Source organism: Cupriavidus laharis, assembly GCF_914271435.1.
GTDB classification, from domain to species: domain Bacteria; phylum Pseudomonadota; class Gammaproteobacteria; order Burkholderiales; family Burkholderiaceae; genus Cupriavidus; species Cupriavidus laharis.
Window position 1 is genome coordinate 350,587 of sequence record NZ_CAJZAI010000002.1, and the last position, 21,242, is coordinate 371,828.

20 protein-coding genes are annotated in these 21,242 nt (G+C 67.9%); 11 read left to right on the forward strand and 9 right to left on the reverse strand.

The window, feature by feature from the left end:
- Positions 1 to 17 precede the first annotated feature (17 nt).
- From LDO29_RS05455 to LDO29_RS05480, 6 genes are all read right to left on the reverse strand, one after another.
- Positions 18 to 479: a Zn-ribbon domain-containing OB-fold protein gene (locus LDO29_RS05455; RefSeq protein ID WP_224078768.1), complete on the reverse strand. Its 462-nt coding sequence runs from the start codon at positions 477 to 479 to the stop codon at positions 18 to 20.
- Positions 476 to 1,639, reverse strand: coding sequence for a thiolase domain-containing protein (locus LDO29_RS05460; protein WP_224078769.1), 1,164 nt, complete (start codon positions 1,637 to 1,639; stop codon positions 476 to 478). The genes LDO29_RS05455 and LDO29_RS05460 overlap by 4 nt, the downstream gene beginning before the upstream one ends.
- Positions 1,640 to 1,857: 218 nt before the next feature.
- The gene (locus tag LDO29_RS05465) at positions 1,858 to 2,844 is read right to left on the reverse strand and encodes a Bug family tripartite tricarboxylate transporter substrate binding protein (RefSeq protein WP_224078770.1); all 987 of its coding nucleotides are present in this window, start codon (positions 2,842 to 2,844) and stop codon (positions 1,858 to 1,860) included.
- 47 nt (positions 2,845 to 2,891) lie between these two features.
- Positions 2,892 to 4,019 (reverse strand): acyl-CoA dehydrogenase family protein, encoded by a 1,128-nt coding sequence (locus LDO29_RS05470; protein WP_224078771.1) that lies wholly within the window; start codon positions 4,017 to 4,019, stop codon positions 2,892 to 2,894.
- A gap of 15 nt (positions 4,020 to 4,034) precedes the next feature.
- Complete coding sequence (locus LDO29_RS05475) at positions 4,035 to 5,222, reverse strand: acyl-CoA dehydrogenase family protein (RefSeq protein WP_224078772.1); 1,188 nt, start codon at positions 5,220 to 5,222, stop codon at positions 4,035 to 4,037.
- Between the two features lie 18 nt (positions 5,223 to 5,240).
- Positions 5,241 to 7,412 (reverse strand): acetate--CoA ligase family protein, encoded by a 2,172-nt coding sequence (locus LDO29_RS05480; RefSeq protein WP_224078773.1) that lies wholly within the window; start codon positions 7,410 to 7,412, stop codon positions 5,241 to 5,243.
- A 428-nt stretch (positions 7,413 to 7,840) separates the two neighbouring features.
- Between LDO29_RS05480 and LDO29_RS05485 the strand changes: the two genes are divergently transcribed.
- From LDO29_RS05485 to LDO29_RS05525, 9 genes are all read left to right on the forward strand, one after another.
- Positions 7,841 to 8,563 carry a GntR family transcriptional regulator gene (locus LDO29_RS05485; RefSeq protein WP_224078774.1) on the forward strand — a complete coding sequence of 241 codons (723 nt, stop codon included), beginning with the start codon at positions 7,841 to 7,843 and terminating at the stop codon, positions 8,561 to 8,563.
- Positions 8,564 to 8,593: 30 nt separating this feature from the next.
- On the forward strand, positions 8,594 to 8,995 hold the full coding sequence (locus tag LDO29_RS05490; RefSeq protein WP_224078775.1) for a RidA family protein: 402 nt from the start codon (positions 8,594 to 8,596) through the stop codon (positions 8,993 to 8,995).
- 5 nt (positions 8,996 to 9,000) lie between these two features.
- A complete protein-coding gene (locus LDO29_RS05495) occupies positions 9,001 to 10,005 on the forward strand; it encodes an amidohydrolase family protein (RefSeq protein WP_224078776.1) in 1,005 nt (334 codons plus the stop codon).
- Position 10,006: 1 nt separating this feature from the next.
- On the forward strand, positions 10,007 to 11,245 hold the full coding sequence (locus LDO29_RS05500) for a Rieske 2Fe-2S domain-containing protein (RefSeq protein WP_224078777.1): 1,239 nt from the start codon (positions 10,007 to 10,009) through the stop codon (positions 11,243 to 11,245).
- A 39-nt stretch (positions 11,246 to 11,284) separates the two neighbouring features.
- Positions 11,285 to 12,280 carry a tripartite tricarboxylate transporter substrate-binding protein gene (locus LDO29_RS05505; protein ID WP_224078778.1) on the forward strand — a complete coding sequence of 332 codons (996 nt, stop codon included), beginning with the start codon at positions 11,285 to 11,287 and terminating at the stop codon, positions 12,278 to 12,280.
- Positions 12,281 to 12,384: 104 nt separating this feature from the next.
- A complete protein-coding gene (locus LDO29_RS05510; RefSeq protein ID WP_224078779.1) occupies positions 12,385 to 13,353 on the forward strand; it encodes a PDR/VanB family oxidoreductase in 969 nt (322 codons plus the stop codon).
- A gap of 41 nt (positions 13,354 to 13,394) precedes the next feature.
- Positions 13,395 to 14,192, forward strand: a complete 798-nt coding sequence (locus LDO29_RS05515; protein ID WP_224078780.1) for a crotonase/enoyl-CoA hydratase family protein — start codon at positions 13,395 to 13,397, stop codon at positions 14,190 to 14,192.
- Positions 14,193 to 14,205: 13 nt separating this feature from the next.
- Complete coding sequence (locus LDO29_RS05520; protein WP_224078781.1) at positions 14,206 to 15,555, forward strand: 3-hydroxyacyl-CoA dehydrogenase; 1,350 nt, start codon at positions 14,206 to 14,208, stop codon at positions 15,553 to 15,555.
- 159 nt (positions 15,556 to 15,714) lie between these two features.
- Positions 15,715 to 16,785, forward strand: coding sequence for a porin (locus LDO29_RS05525; protein WP_224078782.1), 1,071 nt, complete (start codon positions 15,715 to 15,717; stop codon positions 16,783 to 16,785).
- Between the two features lie 9 nt (positions 16,786 to 16,794).
- Here LDO29_RS05525 and LDO29_RS05530 read toward each other — a convergent pair whose 3' ends face one another.
- The 3 genes from LDO29_RS05530 to kbl form a co-directional block, all read right to left on the reverse strand.
- On the reverse strand, positions 16,795 to 17,559 hold the full coding sequence (locus LDO29_RS05530; RefSeq protein ID WP_224078783.1) for a GntR family transcriptional regulator: 765 nt from the start codon (positions 17,557 to 17,559) through the stop codon (positions 16,795 to 16,797).
- 103 nt (positions 17,560 to 17,662) lie between these two features.
- Complete coding sequence (locus tag LDO29_RS05535) at positions 17,663 to 18,610, reverse strand: L-threonine 3-dehydrogenase (RefSeq protein ID WP_224078784.1); 948 nt, start codon at positions 18,608 to 18,610, stop codon at positions 17,663 to 17,665.
- Positions 18,607 to 19,809, reverse strand: coding sequence for a glycine C-acetyltransferase (kbl, locus tag LDO29_RS05540; RefSeq protein WP_224078785.1), 1,203 nt, complete (start codon positions 19,807 to 19,809; stop codon positions 18,607 to 18,609). Before kbl ends, LDO29_RS05535 begins: the two co-directional genes overlap by 4 nt.
- 88 nt (positions 19,810 to 19,897) lie before the next feature.
- Here kbl and LDO29_RS05545 point away from each other — a divergent pair, with 88 nt between their 5' ends.
- Together LDO29_RS05545 and LDO29_RS05550 are read left to right on the forward strand one after the other, a co-directional pair.
- On the forward strand, positions 19,898 to 20,494 hold the full coding sequence (locus LDO29_RS05545) for a helix-turn-helix domain-containing protein (protein WP_224078786.1): 597 nt from the start codon (positions 19,898 to 19,900) through the stop codon (positions 20,492 to 20,494).
- Positions 20,495 to 20,722: 228 nt separating this feature from the next.
- A complete protein-coding gene (locus tag LDO29_RS05550; RefSeq protein ID WP_224078787.1) occupies positions 20,723 to 20,938 on the forward strand; it encodes a hypothetical protein in 216 nt (71 codons plus the stop codon).
- Positions 20,939 to 21,242: the final 304 nt, after the last annotated feature.

Sequence of the window (21,242 nt, forward strand, 5' to 3'; positions counted from 1 at the left end):
GTCGTTGCCTCAGGTCCTTATGCCGGGGTGAACATCGGCACGGCGTAGCCGCCATCGCTCGGCTTGAACACGACCTTCACGCGCTGGCCGATCTCGACCTCGCGCGGGTCGCAATCCACCAGGTTGGTCATCATCGTCACGCCTTCGTCCAGCCGGACATAGGCAAGCGTCCAGGCGGCCTCGCCCTTGCCCATGGTGCTGAACGAGTAGACCGTGCCGAAGCCGCTGGCGTCGCGCCATTCGGTGCGGTCGGACTGGCAGTGCGGGCAGATGTCACGCGGGTAGTAGTGCGGCGCGTGGCAGTCCAGGCACGCTTTCAGCAGCAGGCGGCCGGCGTCCGCGGCTTCCCAGAACGCCTGGCTTTCCGGCAGCGTGCGCGGCGCGGGAATCTTGCGCGGACCGGCGGGCGGCGCCTTGGCGGCCGGGTTGGCAGCGTTGGCGGGAGTAGCCGGAGTAGCAGGTGTGCTCATGGTGTTCATTCCCTCTCAAGAATCAGCGTGGCCGCGGTATGGCGCGAAGCCAGCGCGCCGCCGATGCCGCTGGCCAGTGCCAGGTCGCAGTTGGGGACCTGCACCGCGGGATGCGCCTCGCCGCGCAGCTGGCGCACCGCCTCGATCACCTTGGTGACGCCGCCGCGGTTGGCCGGATGGTTGTTGCACAGGCCGCCGCCGTCGGTGTTGAACGGCAGGCGTCCCACGCCGGAAATCAGGCCGCCGTCGGCGACGAACTTGCCGCCCTCGCCCTTCTTGCAGAAGCCCAGGTCTTCGAGCTGCATCAGCACAGTGATGGTGAAGCTGTCGTACAGCGACGCGTACTTGATGTCGGCCGGCGTGACGCCGGCTTCCGCGAACGCTGCCGGGCCCGACCACGCGGCGGCCGACCACGTGAGGTCGATGTTGCCGCCCATCGCGTGCTTGGGCGCTTCGCCGGTGCCGCGCACTTTCACCAGCGGGCGCTTGAGCTGGCGGGCGATCTCGGGGCGCGCCACGATCAGCGCGCCGCCGCCGTCGCTCATCACGCAGCAGTCGAGGCGGTGCAGCGGGTCGGCGACCATCGGCGAGTTGACGACGTCTTCGACGGTCACCACGTTGCGCAGCATGGCGTGCGGGTTGTGCTGCGCATGATGGGACGCGGCCACCTTGATCCACGCGAGCTGTTCGCTGGTGGTGCCGAACTCGTACATATGGCGCTTGGCCACCACGCCGTAGAGGTTCTGCGTGGCCGGGCCGAACGGCAGTTCGAAGGCCACGTCGGGCGCATCCGGGTCCGGGGCGCGCAGCGCCAGCGCGGCACCGGCTGCGCGCGGACGTCCCGCCAACGTGATCAGCGCGACGTTGCAGCGCCCCGCAGCGATGGCCTCGGCCGCGTGCGCCACATGCAGGATCGGCGCGGAGCCGCCGCATTCGGTGGAGTCCACGTGGCGCGGCTTCAGGCCAAGGTATTCCACGATCGTGGTGGTCCCGAGGCCGGGCGCGTCGCCGGCGCAGAAGTAGCCGTCGACATCGGCGGCGGTCAGGCCGGCATCGGCCAGCGCGCCGCGCGCCACGTCGGCATGCAGGCGCGCCACCGACAGGTCGTCAGCTTTGCGGGTGGGGTGCTCGTAAGCTCCCACGATGTAGGCGGATCCGTTCAGGGTCATGATGAATTGCTGGAACTATTGAGCTTTCCCTATTTCACGACAACATCAAAGCAACCACCGTCATTCCCGCGAAGGCGGGAATCCAGCGTCTTGCAAGTCCCCCGAAGGGGGACAAAAAGTCACTGGGTCCCCGCCTGCGCGGGGACGACGAATATTTTGCGTTGTCATGAATTCTGGAAACATCAAATAGGTAGAGATGGCTGGCGTCGCGCAGGGCATCACTGCTCAGGCGTAAAGCCGCTGGCCTTGATGACGGGGCCCCAGTAAGCGAGTTCCTTGCGCTGGAGACGGTCCAGGTCGGCAGCCGGCCGGAAGTCCGGATTCAGCGTGGCCCGCTGCTGCAGCGTGGCGCGCACATCGGGCATGGCGAGCACCTTGCCCAGCGCCGCCTGCATGCGGTCCAGTTCCGCCTTGGGCGTGCGAGCCGGGGCCCAGATGCCGGCCCAGGCTTCGCCGCTGTCGACCGCCACGCCCTGCTCCGTCGCCGTGGGCACGCCCGGCAGCAGCGGCGAGCGCGCGGCGCCGAACACGGCCAGGATGCGGACCTTGCCGCTCTTGGCGTGCGGCAGGATGTCGCCGGCCGTCATCACGGCTGCAGCGAGCTGCCCGCCGAGCAGGTCGGTGACCAGCGGACCGTTGCCCTTGTACGGCACGACGCTCATCGGCACGCCGATGGCCTTGCCGAACTGCAGGCCGGTGAAGTGTGTCTGGCCACCCAGGCCGGCGGTGCCGAACATGGCCTTGCCGGGGTGCGCTTTCGCCCATTCCACGAAGCCCTTCACGTCGGTGACGCCGGTCTGGCTGCTCACGACCAGCGCCAGCGGATACGAGATCACCACGGCGACCGGGGCCAGGTCGGTCAGCAGGTCGTACTTGAGCGTGGCCGACGGATACAGCAGCGTCGGGAAGATCGCGGTGGCATTCGGCGCCACCATGTAGGTCAGTCCGTCGGGAGCACTGTGCTTGAGCATGCCGGTCGCCAGGCGGCCGCCGGCACCGGGGCGGTTGTCGACGATCACGATCTGGCCGAGCTCACCTTGCAGCTTCTCGGCCAGCACGCGCGCCACGGTATCGGTGGAGCCGCCGGGCGGGAAGCCGACCAGGAACTTGATCGGCTGCTTCTCCTGCGCCTGCGCGCCGCAGGCAAATGCCAGGCCGAGCGCCAGCGCGCCGCAGGCTGACCTTAGGGTACGGATGAGGGCCATGTCTTTGTCTCCTGTATGTTTTTGTGTGTGGACCGGACGAGCGCCGGTCAGTCCTGCCTGGCGAAACAGGCCAGGTGGTGGCCGGCATCGCCGAACAGCTGGTTGATGACCATCAGGCGCTTGGCGTAATGGCCGACGCGGCACTCGTCGGTCATGCCCATGGCGCCGTGCATCTGGATTGCCCACTGCCCGACCTGCCGGCCTGCCTGGCCGATCACCGTCTTGGCCGCGGACACCAGCCGGCGGCGCTGCGCCGGGTCGCCGTCGGCAACCGCCATGGCGGCCACGCAGGCCATCGATTTGCACTGTTCGAGCGCGATCAGCATGTCCGCCACGCGGTGCTGCAGCACCTGGAACTTCGCCAGCAGCGAGCCGAACTGCTTGCGCGTCTTCAGTTGCTCAGCAGTGAGGTCCAGCAGCGCTTCCAGCGCGCCGGTGGCCTCCGCACACAGCACGGCGCTGGCGCGATCGGCAGCGGCGACGATCACCGGCAGCGCTGCGCCTGCCTGGCCCAGACCCGCATCGGTACCGGCCCTGACTTCGCGCAGCGTGAGGTGCGCGGCGCTGCGGCCATCGAGCGTGCGGAACTCGCGCACAGCCAGTCCGGGTGTGCCGGCCGGAATGAGGAAGAGCGAGATGCCCTGTTCGTCGGCGGCATCTCCGGCGGTGCGCGCCGCCACGATGAACGCATCGGCCTGCGCGCCATCGAGCACCAGCGTCTTGGCCCCATCGAGCACCCAGCCGTCGCCGTCGGGGCGCGCCCGCGTGCCGACGCGCGACAGGTCATAGCGGGCGTCCGCTTCGCCAATGGCCAGGGCCAGCCGGGCCCGTCCCGCTGCCAGTGCCGGCAGCCACTGCTGCCGCTGTGCGGGCGTGCCGGCCTCGTCGAGCAGTTGCCCGGCCAGCACCACGCTCGACAGCCACGCACCGCCGCCGAGCGCCCGGCCCAGCTCCTGGGCCACCAGCATCATTTCCGTCGGGCCCTGCTCGCTGCCGCCCACGTCGGCGGCCAGCGGCAGCCCGAGCAGGCCAAGGTCCGCCATCGCGGCCCAGCGCGCCGTGGCCTCGCCATCCGTCTCGGCATCGCCGCGGCGATGCGCGGGGTACTCGCCGTCGCAGAAGCGGCGCACCGCATCGCGCAGCGCGATATGTTCGTCGTTGAGAGAGAAATCCATGGTCTCGGTACGGTGTCAGGCCGCGAGGAAGGCCTTGCTGATCAGGTTGCGCTGCACTTCGTTGACGCCGCCGTAGATCGACAGCTTGCGCGCATCAAGGTAGTTGGCGGCCAGCGCCGACAGTTCGAGCGGGCTGGCCGGGTCGTCCAGCTCGCCGCGCAGTGCCGCCTCCTCGAACGGCACGGCATGCGGGCCCGCCACTTCCACCAGCAGTTCATAGATGGCCTGGCGCAGCTCGGTGCCGCGCACCTTGAGCATCGACGCTTCCACCGCCGGTACCCGGCTCTGCTGGTTGGCGCTGAGCAGGCGCAGCGCGGTGAATTCCAGCGCCAGCAGCTCGATCTCGAACTGCGCCAGGCGCGACTGCAGCACCGCATCGCCGTCCAGCCCTTCGCGGGCCGCCAGCGCCCGGGCCCGCTGCAATTGCTGCTTGCAGGAGCCGATGCCTGCGATGCCGGTGCGCTCGTGGCCCAGCAGGTACTTGCCGTAGGACCAGCCCTTGTGCAGCTCGCCCACGAGGTTCTCCACCGGCACCCGCACGTTGTCGAGGTAGCACTCGTTCAGGTCGGTGCCGCCTTCGAGCATGCGGATCGGCCGGACTTCCACGCCCGGGGTGTTCATGTCGATCAGCAGGAACGAGATGCCCTCCTGCGGCTTGGCCGCGTTCGGGTCGGTGCGCACCAGCGCGAACATCATCGAGCACCAGTGCGCGTACGAGGTCCACACCTTGTGGCCATTGACCACGAAGTGCTTGCCGTCCGGTTCCAGCACCGCGGTGGTCCGCACCGCCGCCAGGTCGGACCCGGCGCCCGGCTCGGAGAAGCCCTGCGCCCACCACGTATTGCTCTGGCGGATGTCGGGCAGGTACTTCGCCTTCTGCTCGGGCGTGCCGAACGCGATCAGCACCGGGCCCAGCATCTGGATGCCGCTGGCGATGATGCGCGGCGCGCCGCCCAGCATGGTTTCCTCGTCGAAGATATAGCGCTGCACGTGGTTCCAGCCCGGGCCGCCATGTTCGACGGGCCAGCCCGGCGTCAGCCAGCCGCGCGCTTCGAGGATGCGGAACCACGTCACATAGTCGGCATGTTCCAGCCGCAGGCCGAGTTCGACCTTGCGCCGGATATCAGCGGGCAGCTTCGCCTTGACGAAGGCGCGCACCTCCTGGCGGAACGCTTCGTCGGCGGGGGAAAAAGTCAGCTTCATGGTGTATGTGCCGTAGGTTCAGGCCTGCGGGGCACAGACGACCAGTGCGTCAAGCGCGAGCACGCGGTCGGGATATGCCACCAGCGGATTGACATCGATCTCGGTGATCGCGGGGTTGGCACGCATCTGCGCACCGATCAGCGTCACCGCGCGCGCAATGGCGGCCACGTCGACCGCGGCCGCGCCACGGACGCCGCGCAGCAGGGAGGCGGCCTTGAGCCGGCCCAGTTCCTGTACCACGTCGGCTTCGGCAAGATCGGCGGGGATCAGCCGCACATCCTTCAGCGCCTCGATCCAAACACCGCCAAGGCCCACCAGCACCACCGGCCCCCAGCCGGCGTCGCGCCGCGCGCCGACCACCAGCTCCAGCCCGCGCGGCCCCATCGCCTCGACCAGCACGCCGTCCAGCGTGAGGTCCGGGCGGTGGGTGGCGATGTTCTGCTGCAGGCGGCTCCAGCCCGCACGCAGCGCGGCTTCATCGGCCAGGCCGACGATCACGCCGCCCACATCGCTCTTGTGCGGCAGCTCACTTGCCTGCGCCTTGATCACCACCGGGTAGCCGATGCGCGCGGCAATCGCCGCCGCTTCATCGGCGCTGGTCGCCAGCTCGCCGTCGGGCACCGTCAGGCCGGCCGCGGCCAGCCACGCCTTGCCCTGGTATTCCGCGAACACGCCCGAAGGCGGAACGGCGCCGGGCAGCGGCACCGCCGCGGGAACCGACTGGCTGGCCCGATCGGCACGCTGCAGGGCCTCGCCATACGCCGACACCCGGGCAAGCGCGCGCAGCGCGCGGTCGGGGGAGCGGAAGAACGGCACGCCGCTGGCGCGGATGGCATCGACAAAGAACGACTCGATGGGGCCGCTGTCGCCGGTCACGACCAGCACTGCCGGCTTGCCGGCGCGGGCCAGTGCCGGGACGATGTGCTCGGCCTTGTCGCGCTGCGCCACTTCCGGCCCTGCGGGGATGCTGAGGACAATGCTGCCCACGGCCGGATCGGACAGCATGGTCAGCAGCACTTCGCCCACCAGGCCGGGGTTGCGCACGCCGATGGTGGTGTAGTCGAGCGGGTTCTCGGCCACCGCGTAGTCCGGCAGCATGGCCCTGAGGCTTGCCGTCGTCGCCTCGCCAAGAGGTGGCAACGACAAGCCCAGCCCGTCGCAGAAGTCCAGCGCGACATTCTTCATCGCGCCGGAACCGGTCATAAAAGCCGGGCCACCAGCAGGCGGCACCGGGAAACGCAGCAGGATGGCTGCAGCGTCGACAAGCTCGTCTGGGGTATCGACCAGCACGACCGCCTCGCGCGCCAGCGCCACGCAGGCAGTGGCGTGATCGCCGGCCAGCGCACCGGTGTGGGACTGGGCCGCTTCGCGCGCCCGTTCGCTGCGGCCCGGCATCAGCATCACGATCGGCTTGCCGGCCTGGCGCGCCTTGCGCGCCAGCGCCAGGAATGTGCGCGGGCGCCGCACCTGTTCGGCGTACACGGCCAGCACGCGGGTCTGCGGGTCGTCGATGTAGTGGGCAACGAAATCCTCGACCCCGAGCGACGCTTCATTCCCCGTGGACACCACGGCGGTCAGCGGCAGGCCGCGCCCGACGAAGGCGTCGCGCATGTTCGCGGCCATCGCGCCGCTTTGCGCCACCACGCCAATGCCCGGGCGTCCGCCGCACGGATAGGGCTGGACAGCCTCGAAGGTCACGGGCACGTCGCCCTCGAAATTCGTGAAGCCCATGCAGTTCGGCCCGAGCAGCAGCATGCCGGCGTCGCGCGCGGCGGCGGCCAGCTGGTCCTGCCGTTCGCGGCCGGCCTCGCCGGTCTCCGCATAGCCGGAGGCGAACAGGACTGCCGCGCGAGTGCCCTTCGCGGCCAGGCTGCGCACGGCGTCGAGCACGCCGGCCTCGGGAATGGCCAGCACGGCCAGGTCGATGCCGGCCGGCAGTTCATCCACCGTCTTCACGCAGCCACGGCCATTGATCTCGGTGCTGCTGCGGCTCACCAGGTGAATGGCGCCGGCGTAGCCGAAGCGCTCCAGGTTCGCCAGCACGAAGCCGCCGAACGAGCGCGGGTCCGCCGATGCGCCGACGATGGCAATGGAAGCCGGACGGAGGACGCTGGTCACGGCAGCCACCGCGGCTTCGGCCGCCGGTTCGGGCTGTCCGGCCTGCGCGCCGGGAAAGTCTGAGGTTTTCATGGGTTGGGTCTTCCAGGAAAGGGGGCGTTTGCTTCGTGTTGATTGCATTCTGGCATACCAGATTAGCCGTTTCAATACACCAGAAAACCTTATTTCTTGAAAATTACTAGGGAGTTTCCCTTATCCAGCCGGGGCAACCACGGCTCCGACGGGTGGTACGAACGTCTTCCACGCCGCCACCGCAAAGCTCTTGGGAAGCTTGATGGCGTCACGCCCTCCAAGGTTGAAAGCCAATCATGGCGCGGCATTCCGGGAAGTTCCGGGCCAAACGGCTGCTGTGTGAGCCTACCTTCCTCCCAGCATAGGAGAGGAATGCCGAGGAATCCTGCCCGCCACGATCGCGATCTTTTTTAGCCATCTTTGCATACCAGTATTTTTTTGTTGTATATTTTTACGCAACAACGAGATGCTTGTTTGCGTCAAACCGTATGCAACCGACCAACCCCACCCTGAACCCACCCCGCCCCGCCGGGCGCCCCAGCCGGGCCGAAGACATCCGCGCCACGCTGGAGGCCGAGATCGAGGCCGGCGTGCTGTGTCCCGGCGCGCCGCTTGATGAGCGGGAACTGGCGCAGCGCTTTGGCGTATCACGCACGCCGGTGCGCGAAGCACTGCAGCAGTTGGCCGCCCACGAACTGGTGAGCATTGCCCCGCGCCAGGGCGCGGTGGTCACGCGCCTGTCCGTCGGCAAGGTGAGAGCGATGCTGGAGTACGTGGGCGAACTGGAATCCCTGGCGGCGCGGTTGGCCGCCCGCCGCGGCGACGAAGCGCTGCATGCGGCGCTCGACGCGGGCCTGTCGCTGTGCCGGCGCGTCGCGGCAACGCCCGGCGCCGTCGGCTACGCCGCCGCGAACGCGGCCTTCCACGAAGCCATCTACCAGGGCTGCCGCAACGAAATCCTCGCTGGCCATATCCGCGCGGCACGGCGGTGCCTGCAGCGCTACCGCATGCGCGACTTCGCCACCGGGCAGCAGGTGGCGAAGTCCCTGGAAGAGCACCAGCGCATCGCCGATGCGATCCGTGCCGGCGACGAGCTGCAGGCCGCCGCCACCATGGCCTTCCATGTGCCCGCCGGCACCACCGGCTTCGCCGAATTCCTGGCGACCGTGCCGGCCCATTTCTTCGACGGCGCCCATGCCGCCGCGTCCTGACCGCAAAAACTCCGATACCTGAGGCATCCCATGACCAGACCTCTCCGCTCGCTCGATGTGCCCGGCCTTGCGCACAACGCCCCCATTCCCACCGGCGCCCGCGTGGGCAATGTGATCTGCACCTCCGCCATCTCGGGCAAGGACGCGGCCACAGGCGAACTGCCCGCTGGCGCGGCCGCACAGGCCGCGCACGCGTTCCGCAATCTCGCCAGCGTGCTGGCGGCCGGCGGCGCCAGCGTGGCGGACGTGGTGAAGCTGACTGTCTACGTGAAGGACAACAGCGTGCGCGACGCCATCAATGCCGAATGGCTGCAGTGCTTCCCCAACCCCGAAGACCGCCCCGCGCGGCACATCGTTGTGCATGACCTGCAGCACGGCATGCTCCTGCAACTCGAATGCCTGGCCGTCCTGGCCGGCGCAAACCAAGGCTGAACACCATGATCATCGATTCCCACGCCCACGTCGTCATGCCGCCGGAGAGCTTCCGCTATATGGCGGAGCTCATCGGCGGACGCGCCAATCCGTCCACCACGCCGAAGATTCCGGATGCATCCGTACGCAAGGCGGCTGAAGAGCTGGTGCGCAGCATGGACGCCGTCGGCACCGACGTGCAGTTCATCTCGCCACGCCCGTACCTGCAGATGCATTCGGTCAAGCCGGGCCGCGTGACCGAGCTGTGGTCGCGCCACTGCAACGACATCATTGCGCGCTTCGTCGCGATGTTCCCGGACCGCTTCCGCGGCGTGGCCGGCCTGCCGCAGCACATGCTGGAATCCCCGGCCGAACGCGCGGTGCCGGAGTTGGAACGCTGCGTGAACGAGCTCGGCTTTGTCGGCTGCCTGATCAACCCGGACCCGACCGAAAGCGAAGGCCCGACGCCGCCGGGCCTCGGCGATCCGTTCTGGTATCCGCTGTACGAGGCCATGACGCGCCTGGACGTGCCGGGCCTGATCCACTCTGCCGGCAGCTGCAGCGCACGCGAGTCGTACACGCTCAAGTTCATCAACGAGGAAAGCATCGCCGTCATCTCGCTGCTGAACTCGAAGGTGTTCCAGGACTTCCCGAACCTGAAGATCGTGGTAGCGCATGGCGGCGGGGCAATTCCCTACCAGATGGGCCGCTTCCGTTCTTGGTCGGTGCGCAAGGGCGAGACCGTCACGTTCGACGAGCAGCTGCGCAAGCTGTACTTCGACACCTGCAACTACTCCACCGAAGCCATCGACCTGCTGCTGAAGGTGGCCGGCACCGACAACGTGCTGTTCGGCACCGAGAAGCCCGGCACTGGCAGCGCGCGCGACCCGCTGACCGACCGCGACTACGACGACATGAAGCCGGTGATCGAAGGCATTTCGTGGCTGACGGACGAGCAGCGCAAGAACATTTTCGAATGCAACTGCAGGCGCCTGTACTCGCGCGCCTTCCGCACCGACGAGGAGTGCTGAGATGCCGCTGACCCGCGAAGACAACGACCTGCTCACGCGCGTCGAGAACGGTGCGCCGATGGGGGAGATGATCCGCCAGCACTACTGGCTGCCGGCCGTGCCGTCGGCCAGGCTGGTGGCGGACGGCGCGCCCGTGCGCGTGCGCCTGCTCGGCAGCAACTACGTGGCGTTCCGCCGCACCGACGGCGCGGTGGGCGTGCTCGACGAGCTGTGCCCGCACCGCAAGACCTCGCTGCTGATGGCCCGCAACGAGGACAACGGCCTGCGCTGCATCTTCCACGGCTGGAAGCTCGACACCAGCGGCGAGGTCATCGAGGCGCCGAACCATGTCGGCGACCAGGCCCAGTTCTGCAAGCACGTGCGCGTGAACCGCTATGGCGTGCAGGAGCGCGGCGGCATCGTGTGGGTGTGGCTCGGCAAGGGCGAACAGCCGCCGAAGTTCCCGGACCTGCCCTTCACCTCGCTGCCCGAAGACCAGCGTTCGGTCACCAGCCAGGAAGTGCCGACCAACTGGGTACAGGGTGTGGAAGCGTCAATGGATTCCTCCCACGTCGGCGTGCTGCACGAGTCCACCACGCAGATCACCGCGGGTTCGGGCAACCAGCGCATGCACATGACCAAGGCACTCGCGCCGCGCCTGGAGTTCGAGGACCGGCCCTACGGCTACCGCTACGCCGCGCTGCGGCCGCTGCCCGACGACCAGTTCTATGCGCGCGTGAACAACTTCGTCATGCCGTGGTACGGCATCATCTGCGCGCCCGACGAAAAGGGCCCGAGCACGGTGTTCTTCTCCACGCCGGTGGACGATGTCACGCACCGCGCCTGGTTCGTCCATTTCAACCCGCACCGCCCGCTCGGCATGACCATCATGTCGGCCACGCCCGACGTGTGGAACTATCCGCCGCTGCCGCCGGGCACGCCCGCCGACAACTGGGGCCAGAACCGCGACCTGATGCGCCGCGGCCACGCCACCGGGTTTCCGCAGCACCTCGGCACCGAGGACTTCGCCATGTTCATCGGACAGGGCCCGATTGCCGACCGCACGACCGAGCAGCTGTGCTCGGCCGACGGCGCCGTGCTGCGCGTACGCCAGGCCTTGTTGAAATCGGTACGCGAGTTCATGGGCGGCAAGACCCCGACGCTCGCCGATAACCCGGACCTCGACTACAGCCGGATCGTTTCCGTGGGCGGCGTGCTGCCGGCCGGAGAGGACTGGCGCTCGCTGACCGCGGCGCCCTGAGCCAGCCAGCACAAGACTGACAAGAAGACGGAGACAAAGATGAACAGCCCCCAATTCCGCTCGCGCCGCCGGCTGCTGCTGGCGGCGTGCGCCGGCCTCGCCGCGCCCGCGGCCTCGTTCGCGCAGTTGCGCGGCAAACCCGCCATCCGCATCCTGGTGGGCCTGCCGCCCGGCGGCGGCACCGACGCCATCGCGCGGTATTTTTCCGATTCCCTTCCCGCGCTGCTGGGCCAGCCGGTGATCGTGGAAAACCATGTGGGCGCCGGTGGCCGTCTGGCCGCCGATGTGCTCAAGTCCGCGGAGCCGGACGGCCTCACCTACATGATCGCGCCCAACGCCACGCCCACGTTCCAGACCCTGGTGTTCGGCAAGCAGCTCAAGTGGGACTTGTGGCGCGATTTCGCGCCGGTGGCCGGACTGGTGTCTTACCCGACCGGCATGGCTGCGGGGATGGCAACCGGCGCGTCCAGCGCGGAGGCGTTCGTGCGGTGGGCGCGCACCAATCCGCAGCAGGCCAGCTTCGGCACGCCGGGGCTCGGCGGCCAGAACCACTTCCTGGGCCTGCAGTTCGCCAAGGCGGCCGGCATTTCCCTGTCCGTCACGCCGTACAAGGGCACGCCGCCGATGATCACCGACCTGCTGGGCGGCCATATCCCGTCGGCGGTCACGCTGCTGCAGGACCTGCTGCGCCACCACCGCGCCGGCAAGATGCGCCTGCTGGGCATCTTCAGCGACAAGCGCTCGCCGCTCGCGCCGGACATCCCGACCATGGCCGAACAGGGCATCCCCGTGCGCCTGGGCGACGCCTGGACGGCCATGTGGGCGCCGGTGCGCACGCCGCAGGCCGAGATCGCCCGCGTGCAGGCGGCGCTGAAGACCATCCTGGCAGCACCGCAGGCACGCCAGGCCCTGATGAGCCAGCTCGCGGTAGTGCCCGACTATCTCGACGGCGAGCAGATGGCACGCCGCCAGCGCGCCGAACTGGAAACGTGGGGACCCATCATCCGCGCCTCGGGCTTTCGCGCGGAACTGTAGAAGCGGCAAGACACATCGCGGCCATGCACGCCATGCAGCCCTGAGGTGCGCCGACGGGCCGTACCGGCGTTCCCCCTGCGCCCCTGCTTCGACCGGAGACATCCATGAGCAATACCGATACCCTGCAAGTCAGGGTCAAGTCCATCAGCTGGGAAGCCGAAGGCATCCTGGCCTTCGACCTGCGGCCGGAGCCGCCGCTGCGCACGCTGCCCGTCTTCACCGCCGGCGCGCATATCGACCTGCACCTGCCCAACGGCCTGATCCGCAGCTACTCGCTGCTGAACGCGCAGCAGGAGCCGCACCGCTACGTGATCGGCGTCAACCGCGACGCGCAGAGCCGCGGCGGTTCGCGCTATATGCACGAGACCCTGCGCCCCGGCGACGTGCTGACCATCAGCCCGCCGCGCAACAACTTCCCGCTCGACGATTCCGCGTCGCTCGCGGTGCTGGTGGCCGGCGGCATCGGCATCACGCCGATCCTCGGCATGATCCATCGCCTGCGCGAGCAAGGCCGTCCGTGGCGGCTGCACTACGCCGCGCGCACGCGCAAGCAGGCTGCCTTCGTCGAAACGCTCGAAGCCATGGGCATGGAGCCGGGCGGCGAAGTATGCCTGACGTTCGACCGCGAGGCCGGCGCCGATCGCCTGGACATCGAAGCCATTGCGGCCAGCCTGCCGGAAGACGCCCATATCTATTGCTGCGGACCGGTGCCGATGCTGGAGGCCTTCGAGCAGGCCACGGCGTCGCTGGCGCCCGAGCGCGTGCATCGCGAGTACTTCGCCGCGCGCGAAGCCGCGGCCACTGCGGGCGGCTTCACCGTGGAGCTGGCACGCAGCGGCCGCAGCATCGAGATCCAGCCCGGCAGGACCATTCTGGAATGCCTGATCGCCGAAGGCGTGGAGCCCATGTACTCCTGCCAGGAAGGCGTGTGCGGAACCTGCGAGGTGCGCGTGCTGGACGGCGAGCCGGACCACCGCGACCTTGTCCTGAACGCGGCCGAGCGTGCCGCCAACAACCGGATGATGGTGTGCTGCTCGGGGGCGAAGACCCGCAAGCTGGTGCTCGACCTGTAGGCGCCGCACCGTGGAACCACGCAATCTGAAAGGAGCATGAGATGAGCACCGCACTGGTGACCTATGAACTCGACGGCAACGTCGCCCTGATCGGCCTGAACCGCCCCGAGAAACGCAATGCCATCAACGAAGAGGTGGTCTGGGCCCTGCACGACGCCGTGGTGCGCGCCGGCGAGGAAGCCGATGTCGGCGTGCTGTTCGGCCACGGCAGCAACTTCTGCGCGGGGCTGGACCTGAAGGAAGCGCTGGCGCGCGCCTCGGGCGAGCAGCCCCGGCCGCGCAAGCGCACGCGCCATTCCTGGCACACCGTGTTCGACGGCATTGCGCGCGGGCCGATCCCGTTCGTCGCGGCGCTGCACGGCGCGGTGGTCGGCGGCGGGCTGGAGCTGGCCACGGCCGCGCACATCCGCGTGGCGGATGAATCGGCCATCTTCGGCCTGCCGGAAGGTCAGCGCGGCATCTTTGTCGGCGGCGGCGGCACCGTGCGCATCCAGCGCGTGGTCGGCTACACCGTGATGGCCGACATGATGCTGACCGGGCGCCTGCTCAACGCGCAGGAAGGCGAGCGCGAACACATCGTGCGCTACGTGGTGCCGCAGGGCCAGGCCCTGGCCAAGGCGCGCGAACTCGCTGCGCTGGTCGCGCGCAATACCGCCGACACGAACTGGCGCATCACCAACGTGCTGCCGCGCATCAACGACCTGTCGCACGACGACGGCCTGTTCGTCGAGTACCTGACCTCGAACATCCCGCGCCCGCCGGAAGCGGCCGAACGCCTGCGCGATTTCGTCGAAGGCCGTGCCAAACCCCTTGCCGCCCCCGGCACGAAATCCGAATGAACCCAGGAACGCCATGACGACCACGAATCAATCCATCGCCGACGCCCAAGCACAGGCCACGGCGGACTACGTCCGCTTCGCCCAGGCCGAAGCGGCCCGCATCCCCGACTTCCCGCAGGACCTGCCGCTGCGGCCCGTGAACCAGGTGGCCGTGGTGGGCGCCGGCACCATGGGCGGCGGCATCGCGATGGCACTGGCCAATATCGGCGTTCCGGTCACGCTGATCGACAGCAGCCAGCAAGGGCTGGATACGGGCCTGCGCCGCGTGCGCGACAACTACGCCGGCAGCGTCTCGCGCGGCAAGCTGGAACCGTCGGCCATGGAAGCCAGGCTGTCGCTCATCAAAGGCTCCGTTGACCTGGCCGATGCCGCGTCCGCCGACATGGTGATCGAAGCCGTCTTCGAGGACATGTCGCTCAAGCAGCAGGTGTTCCGCGAACTCGATGCGCTGTGCAAGCCCTGCGCCATCCTGGCCACCAACACCTCCGGGCTGGACGTCGATGCCATCGCGGCAGTCACGCGCCGCCCGCAGGACGTGGTCGGCGCCCACTTCTTCAGCCCGGCGCACGTGATGCGCCTGCTGGAAGTGGTGCGCGCGCGCGAGACCGCGCCGGACGTGATCGCCACGCTGATGGACCTGGGACGGCGCATGGGCAAGACCGCCGTGCTGGCGCGCGTCTACCCGGGCTTCATCGGCAATGCGCTGTTCCGCAACTACACGCGCGAAGCGCATTTCCTGGTCGAGGAAGGCGCGCTGCCGCACGAGGTGGACCAGGCGCTCACCGGCTTCGGCTATGCCATGGGCATCTTCGCCGTGCACGACATGGCCGGCAACGACGTGGGCTACCAGACGCGCAAGGCGCAGATGGCCACACGGCCGCAGGACCGGCGCTGGAACGACCTGATCCTGAAGCTGACCGAGCTTGGCCGCCTGGGCCAGAAAAGCGGCAAAGGCTGGTACCGCTATGAACCCGGCAGCCGCCAGCCGCTGCGCGACCCCGAGGTCGAGGCCTTCATCGAACAGGAGTCCGCGCGGCTCGGCATCGCACGGCGCCCCATTAGCGCCGAGGAAATCATCAAGCGCTGCGTCTACAGCATGGTCAACGAAGGCGCGAAGCTGCTCGAAGCCGGCGTGGCGCTGCGGCCCAGCGACATCGACACCGTCTACCTGACCGGCTACGGCTTCCCCGCGCGCCATGGCGGCCCGATGTACTACGCCGACCGCATCGGGCTGCGCGAGGTGTACGCCGACATCGAGCGCTTCCACGCGGAGCACGGCTACTGGTGGGAACCGGCCCCGCTGCTGGCCCGTCTGGCGCGCGAGGGCAAGACCTTCGCCGACTACCAGCGCGGGAACGCCTGAGGCCGCCGTCACCGATTCCTGCCCATCCTGACGTGCGTTCGTTGCATTTCCAATACGCCATAACGTATACCACTATTTTTCATTCATATACCAGTAAGCGATAGTTGTGCCACTTCCCGAACCACGGGAATGACCGCTAAAAACATGGAGGAGAAAATCATGAAAAGAAACCTGGTCGGCCTTGCCTGCGTCATCGCCAGTGCAACTGCGGCCGCGCAGACGTCGGGCGTCACGCTGTATGGCGTTGCCGATGCCAACATCGAATACACCAACAACAACCTGGGCACGGGCCCGGACGGGCATTCCAAGGTCGCGCTGAACTCGGGCGGCCTGTCTCCCAGCCGCTGGGGCCTGCGCGGCACGGAAGACCTGGGGGGCGGAAAGAAGGCGATCTTCGCGCTGGAAAGCGGCTTCAGCCTGGATAACGGTGTTTCGACGCAAGGCGGACGCCTGTTCGGCCGCCAGGCATGGGTCGGCATGCGTGCCGGGGCGCACCAGGTGACGCTGGGCCGGCAATACACGTCGCTGTTCCTGATGATGGCCAACTACTCGCCCACGGCGTATGCCACCACGTATGAACCGGTTGTCGGCATTGCCGGCGCGAACCTGCGCGAAGACAACATGGTGAAATACCACGTCGACCTGGGCCCGCTGACGGCCGAAGCGCACTGGAGTTTTGGCGAGCAGCCCGGTACGGTCGCGGGTTCGTCGGCCTTCGGCGGCGGCTTCGACTACCGCGTCGGCCCGTTCGGCGTCGCCGGTGCCTATGACAGCATCAACAGCGCCAAGACCGCCGATTACACCCGCACGCAGAAGGCAGCACTGGGCCTGCGCTACCAGATTACGCCGTCGCTGCTCGCGCAGGCCGCGTACCGGTACAACAACAACGGTACGCGGGTGACCAACACGTCTGCGCGCGACGACCTGTGGTGGCTTGCGCTGAACTACCAGGCAACCGGTGCCTTGCAGCTCACGGGGGCGTTCTACTACGACAATGTCAAGTCGCAGTACATCGCAACCGGCAAGACCAATCCGAGCAACCCGTGGCAGGTCACGTTCATCGCGGATTACTCACTGTCCAAGCGCACCGACGTCTACCTCAGCACGGCGTACACCAAGAATGCGTCGCTGAACTTTGAAAGCCTGAACGGCCCCACGGCGGCCTACCAGATCGCGCCGAACGAGAAGAACCAGTTCGGCGTGGCGATGGGCGTGCGGCACAAGTTCTGAGTTGCGGAATCAGGCCGCCCGCGAGGCGGCAGGCTTGCGGCCGCGCCGGGCGCCGCCGCGGGGTGCGGTGCTCCTGGCTGCCGCGGCCTCGCCGCCGCCCTCGCCCTCGAGGTAGCTGGCCGGCAAAGTGGAAAGGAATTCCGAGAACCCGGTAGTACCCACCGGCGCGTGTTCGAGCATGGCCGCATGTGCCGCGGCTTCATCGCCGCCGAGGATGGCTTCCGCCAGCCGCTGGTGGTCTTCCAGCACGCGCTGCCGGCGCGCCGGCGTCTGGAAGATGCGCGGGCGGTAGCGCTGCATCAGCCGGCGCATGCCCTGGATCTGGTCCACCAGGTATTCGTTGTGGCTACCCGCATAGACCGTGTCATGGAACTCCGCGTTGGCTTTGGCGAAGCGCTTGCCGTCGTCTTCGGCGTGCGCCTGCTCGCATTCGGCGCGGGCGGCCTTCAGGCGAACGCGCTGGTCGTCGTCCATGCGGCGCGCGGCCAGCTTCGCCGCCACGGCCTCCAGCTCGCCAAGCAGCTCCAGGGTCTCGCGCAGTTGCGTGATCGACAGGCGCGACACGAACACGCCGACGCGCGGCACGATGCGGACCATGTTCTGCACGGACAGCTGCTGCAGCGCCTCCCGCACCGGCGTGCGGGAAACGCCGAAGCGCTCCGCCAGCATGCGTTCGTCCAGCGGCGTACCGGGCGGCATGTCGCCATTCTCGATTTCTCGCTGGATCGTGGCCTTGATCTCGCCGGCCATGCTTTTCTTTTCTGGCTGTGTCATCTGTTCTGGGTTAGCGGTCCTTACCGCACAGTATACCGAAACGGGATACTGGCATGCCTGCCGTCGCCGAAAACACACGGCCTCGCCCGACCGCGCTGACGCATCACGCCTGACGCAGGTTCTCCAGCATATCCCGCACCATCTCGTTCAGCCCGTACCGAGGCGCCCAGCCCCAGTCGCGCCGCGCCACCGAGTCGTCGATCGAGTCCGGCCAGCCCTGGGCGATCGCCTGGCGGTAGTCGGGGTCGTAGCGCACCTCAAACCCCGGCACCTCTCCCCGGATGGCAGCCGCGATTTCCGCCGGCGTGAAGCTCATACCCGCAATGTTGTAGCTACCGCGCTCGGTCAGGCTGTCCGCCGGCGCCTCCATCAGCTCGATGGTCGCGCGGATGGCGTCGGGCATGTACATCATCGGCAGCCGCTCATCCTCGCGCAGGAAGCAGGTATAGGGCTCGCCCTTCACGGCCGAGTGGAAGATGTCCACGGCATAGTCTGTGGTGCCGCCGCCCGGCGGCGTCTTGTGCGAGATCAGCCCCGGATAGCGGATGCTGCGCACGTCCACGCCGTGGTTGTCGTGATACCAGCGGCACCAGCCTTCGCCCGCCTGCTTGGAAATGCCATAGACCGTCGTCGGTTCCATCACGGTCTTCTGCGGCGTGTGCTCGCGCGGGGTGGTGGGGCCGAAGGCGGCGATGGAACTCGGCCAGAACACCCGCTCGATGCCGAACTGCCGCGCATGCTCCAGCACGTTCAGCAGGCTGGTCATGTTCAGGTTCCACGCCCACTGCGGTGCCTTCTCGCCCGTGGCCGACAGGGCCGCCGCCAGCAGGTAGATCTGCGTGATGCCATGTCGCTCGACGATCGTCGCCAGTTCGCCGCGATCGGTGGCGTTGAGCATTTCGTGGGTCAGGTGCACGTGGCGCCCGGTCGGCACCACGTCGGAGGTGATGACGTTGGTCCTCCCATAGCGCTCTGCCAGCGCCAGGGCAAGCTCGGAGCCGATCTGCCCGTTGGCGCCGACGATCAGGATTCTCGGTGCCGCGTCGCTCATCGGACCAGCCCCAGTTCACGGCCGGCCTGGCCGAATGCGTCGAGCGCCGCCTGCAGCGCCGCTTGGTCATGCAACGCGCTCATCTGCACGCGGATGCGCGCCTGGCCTTTCGGCACCACGGGATAGAAGAAGCCGACCACGTACACCCCGAGTTCCAGCAGCCGCTGCGCGAGCTTCTGGGCCTTTTCCGCGTCATAGACCATGATCGGGATAATCGGGTGCTCGCCCGGCTTCACGTCGAAGCCGAGCGTCGTCAGGCCCTTGCGGAAGAATGCGGTGTTGCGCTCCAGCCGGTCGCGCAGTTCCGTGCTGCCTTCCAGGATGTCGAGCACGGTGATCGACGCGCCCACGATGGCCGGCGCGACCGTATTTGAGAACAGGTACGGCCGCGAGCGCTGGCGCAGCAGCGCGACCACCTCCTTGCGCGCGCTGGTAAAGCCGCCCGAAGCGCCGCCCAGCGCCTTGCCCAGCGTGCCGGTGATGATGTCGATCTTGCCGAACAGGCCGCGCAGCTCATGCGTGCCGCGTCCGCGCGGGCCCAGGAAACCCGTGGCATGGCATTCGTCGATGCCGAGCAGCGCGCCATGCGCGTCGCAGAGGGTGCGCATCTCGTCCAGCCGGGCGATGGTGCCATCCATGGAAAACACGCCGTCGGTGAAAACCAGCTTGTAGCGCGCGCCGTCCGCGTCGGCCTGCGCCAGCTGCGCGCGCAGGTCGTCCATGTCGTTGTGCCTGTAGCGGTAGCGGCGTGCCTTGCTCAGGCGGATGCCGTCGATGATGGAGGCGTGGTTGAGTTCGTCGCTGATGATCGCGTCTTCCGCGCCCAGCAGGGTTTCGAACAGTCCGCCGTTGGCATCGAACGCGGAGCCGTAGAGGATGGTGTCCTCGGTGCCGAGGAAGCCGGCAAGCCTGGCTTCCAGCGTCTTGTGCAAGTCCTGCGTGCCGCAGATGAAGCGCACCGAACTCAGGCCGAAGCCGTGCGTGCGCAGCGCTTCGTGCGCGGCTTCGATGACGCGCGGATGGGAGGACAGGCCAAGGTAGTTGTTGGCGCACAGGTTGATGACCTCGCGGCCATCGGCGGTGCGCACACGGGCGCCCTGCGGCGTGGCGATGACGCGCTCTTCCTTGTACAGCCCCGCCTGGCGGATGGCGTCAAGCTCTGCACGCACGGATGCATAGAATGCCTCGGCACTCGACATGGTTTGGCTCCCGATGCTAGGATCTGATCGATAAATCGAACACGTTCGTTATAAAGAACGTTTTGTGCAATATAACGAACCGCACGCCATGACGCAACCCCCCATCCAGAAGCCGCAGGCCGATGGGCCGCCCGCGGTCGGCGCCGCACTGCAGGCGCTGCGCCAGCAACAACAGCTTTCGCTCGACGACCTGTCGCGACGCGCCGGCGTGTCCAAGTCGATGCTGTCGCAGATCGAACGCAACCTGACCAACCCGACCGTCGCGGTGCTGTGGCGCCTGGCGAACGCGCTGGGCGTCAACCTGGCGGACCTCCTGTCCGCCAATGCGGGAAGCCGCCCCGGCGGCGGCATCGCGCTGGTGCAGCCGCACGCCATCCCCTCGCTCAAGAGCCCCGACGGGCACTGTGAACTGAAGATCCTCGGCCCGATCGAACTGGCCGGACGCTTCGAATGGTATGAACTGACGATCCAGGCAGGCGGCGTGCTGGCGTCGGAGGCGCACGAAATCGGCACGCAGGAGCATCTTTCGGTGCTGAGCGGCGCCATGTGTGTGCAGGCCGGTGCGGAGGAAAGGAAGTTGCGGCATGGTGAAACGGCACGCTATGCGGCGGACGTGCCACACGCAATCCGCAACGGCGGCAAGGCGACGGCGACCGCCCTATTGGTTGTAGTGCACCCGGCTTAATGGCGGCAAGAAGGACGGCAAGCGCAGAACGTTCATTGCGCACGGAACCGGGCCGCTGTCCCGGCGTCAAACGCCTTAGTCCTCGGAAACGCACTGCCGCGCCGCAGCATCGCGCCGGATGGGTGCATAACGCAGGCATATGTCTTGCGTAATCCCGTGGCTTCGAACGCGCGGCACGCTGCCGCGCCAGTCCCAGCAAAGCGACCCCCTGCATCCAAGGAGACGAACGTGCTGAGCCCGCATGAACTCGCCACGCTGCTGCTCATCAGCGGCGGCCCTGAATCCCTCGATACCACTGACTCCCGGCAGATCGACCCTGTCGACCTCCACGCACTCGTCGACAAGGAACTCGTCCGGCTCGAGATCCTGCACGGCCAGCGGCAAAGCCCGCGCCTGACCAGCGACGGCCACTCGATGCTGCGTGCCATGGGCTGTGGCCGCTGAGCCACTACCCAGGAGCCGTTGCTAACCCGTTGATTCTGTTAGCACCACCGAAGTATCAAGTTCCACCGTCATTCCCGCGCAGGCGGAAATCCAGCGTCTTTGAAGTCCCTGAAGGGGACAAAAAGCCACTGGGTCCCCGCCTGCGCGGGGACGACAACCACCGGTTACTGGCAAGCAAGCTGGCACGTGCCAGCTTGCGTTGATCAACCCCGCCCATCCATGAACCAGCGCCCGCCCGGGCGCTGACCTTGTGATCCGGCGCCGCCGGATCACATCACCGAACGCCTATACTGACCCGCATCGG

Bases quoted from the DNA above. Each gene is read 5' to 3' on its own strand.
- LDO29_RS05455 (WP_224078768.1), bottom strand. From the start codon at position 479: ATGAACACCATGAGCACACCTGCTACTCCGGCTACTCCCGCCAACGCT.
- LDO29_RS05460 (WP_224078769.1), bottom strand. From the start codon at position 1,639: ATGACCCTGAACGGATCCGCCTACATCGTGGGAGCTTACGAGCACCCC.
- LDO29_RS05465 (WP_224078770.1), bottom strand. From the start codon at position 2,844: ATGGCCCTCATCCGTACCCTAAGGTCAGCCTGCGGCGCGCTGGCGCTC.
- LDO29_RS05470 (WP_224078771.1), bottom strand. From the start codon at position 4,019: ATGGATTTCTCTCTCAACGACGAACATATCGCGCTGCGCGATGCGGTG.
- LDO29_RS05475 (WP_224078772.1), bottom strand. From the start codon at position 5,222: ATGAAGCTGACTTTTTCCCCCGCCGACGAAGCGTTCCGCCAGGAGGTG.
- LDO29_RS05480 (WP_224078773.1), bottom strand. From the start codon at position 7,412: ATGAAAACCTCAGACTTTCCCGGCGCGCAGGCCGGACAGCCCGAACCG.
- LDO29_RS05485 (WP_224078774.1), top strand. From the start codon at position 7,841: ATGCAACCGACCAACCCCACCCTGAACCCACCCCGCCCCGCCGGGCGC.
- LDO29_RS05490 (WP_224078775.1), top strand. From the start codon at position 8,594: ATGACCAGACCTCTCCGCTCGCTCGATGTGCCCGGCCTTGCGCACAAC.
- LDO29_RS05495 (WP_224078776.1), top strand. From the start codon at position 9,001: ATGATCATCGATTCCCACGCCCACGTCGTCATGCCGCCGGAGAGCTTC.
- LDO29_RS05500 (WP_224078777.1), top strand. From the start codon at position 10,007: ATGCCGCTGACCCGCGAAGACAACGACCTGCTCACGCGCGTCGAGAAC.
- LDO29_RS05505 (WP_224078778.1), top strand. From the start codon at position 11,285: ATGAACAGCCCCCAATTCCGCTCGCGCCGCCGGCTGCTGCTGGCGGCG.
- LDO29_RS05510 (WP_224078779.1), top strand. From the start codon at position 12,385: ATGAGCAATACCGATACCCTGCAAGTCAGGGTCAAGTCCATCAGCTGG.
- LDO29_RS05515 (WP_224078780.1), top strand. From the start codon at position 13,395: ATGAGCACCGCACTGGTGACCTATGAACTCGACGGCAACGTCGCCCTG.
- LDO29_RS05520 (WP_224078781.1), top strand. From the start codon at position 14,206: ATGACGACCACGAATCAATCCATCGCCGACGCCCAAGCACAGGCCACG.
- LDO29_RS05525 (WP_224078782.1), top strand. From the start codon at position 15,715: ATGAAAAGAAACCTGGTCGGCCTTGCCTGCGTCATCGCCAGTGCAACT.
- LDO29_RS05530 (WP_224078783.1), bottom strand. From the start codon at position 17,559: ATGACACAGCCAGAAAAGAAAAGCATGGCCGGCGAGATCAAGGCCACG.
- LDO29_RS05535 (WP_224078784.1), bottom strand. From the start codon at position 18,610: ATGAGCGACGCGGCACCGAGAATCCTGATCGTCGGCGCCAACGGGCAG.
- kbl (WP_224078785.1), bottom strand. From the start codon at position 19,809: ATGTCGAGTGCCGAGGCATTCTATGCATCCGTGCGTGCAGAGCTTGAC.
- LDO29_RS05545 (WP_224078786.1), top strand. From the start codon at position 19,898: ATGACGCAACCCCCCATCCAGAAGCCGCAGGCCGATGGGCCGCCCGCG.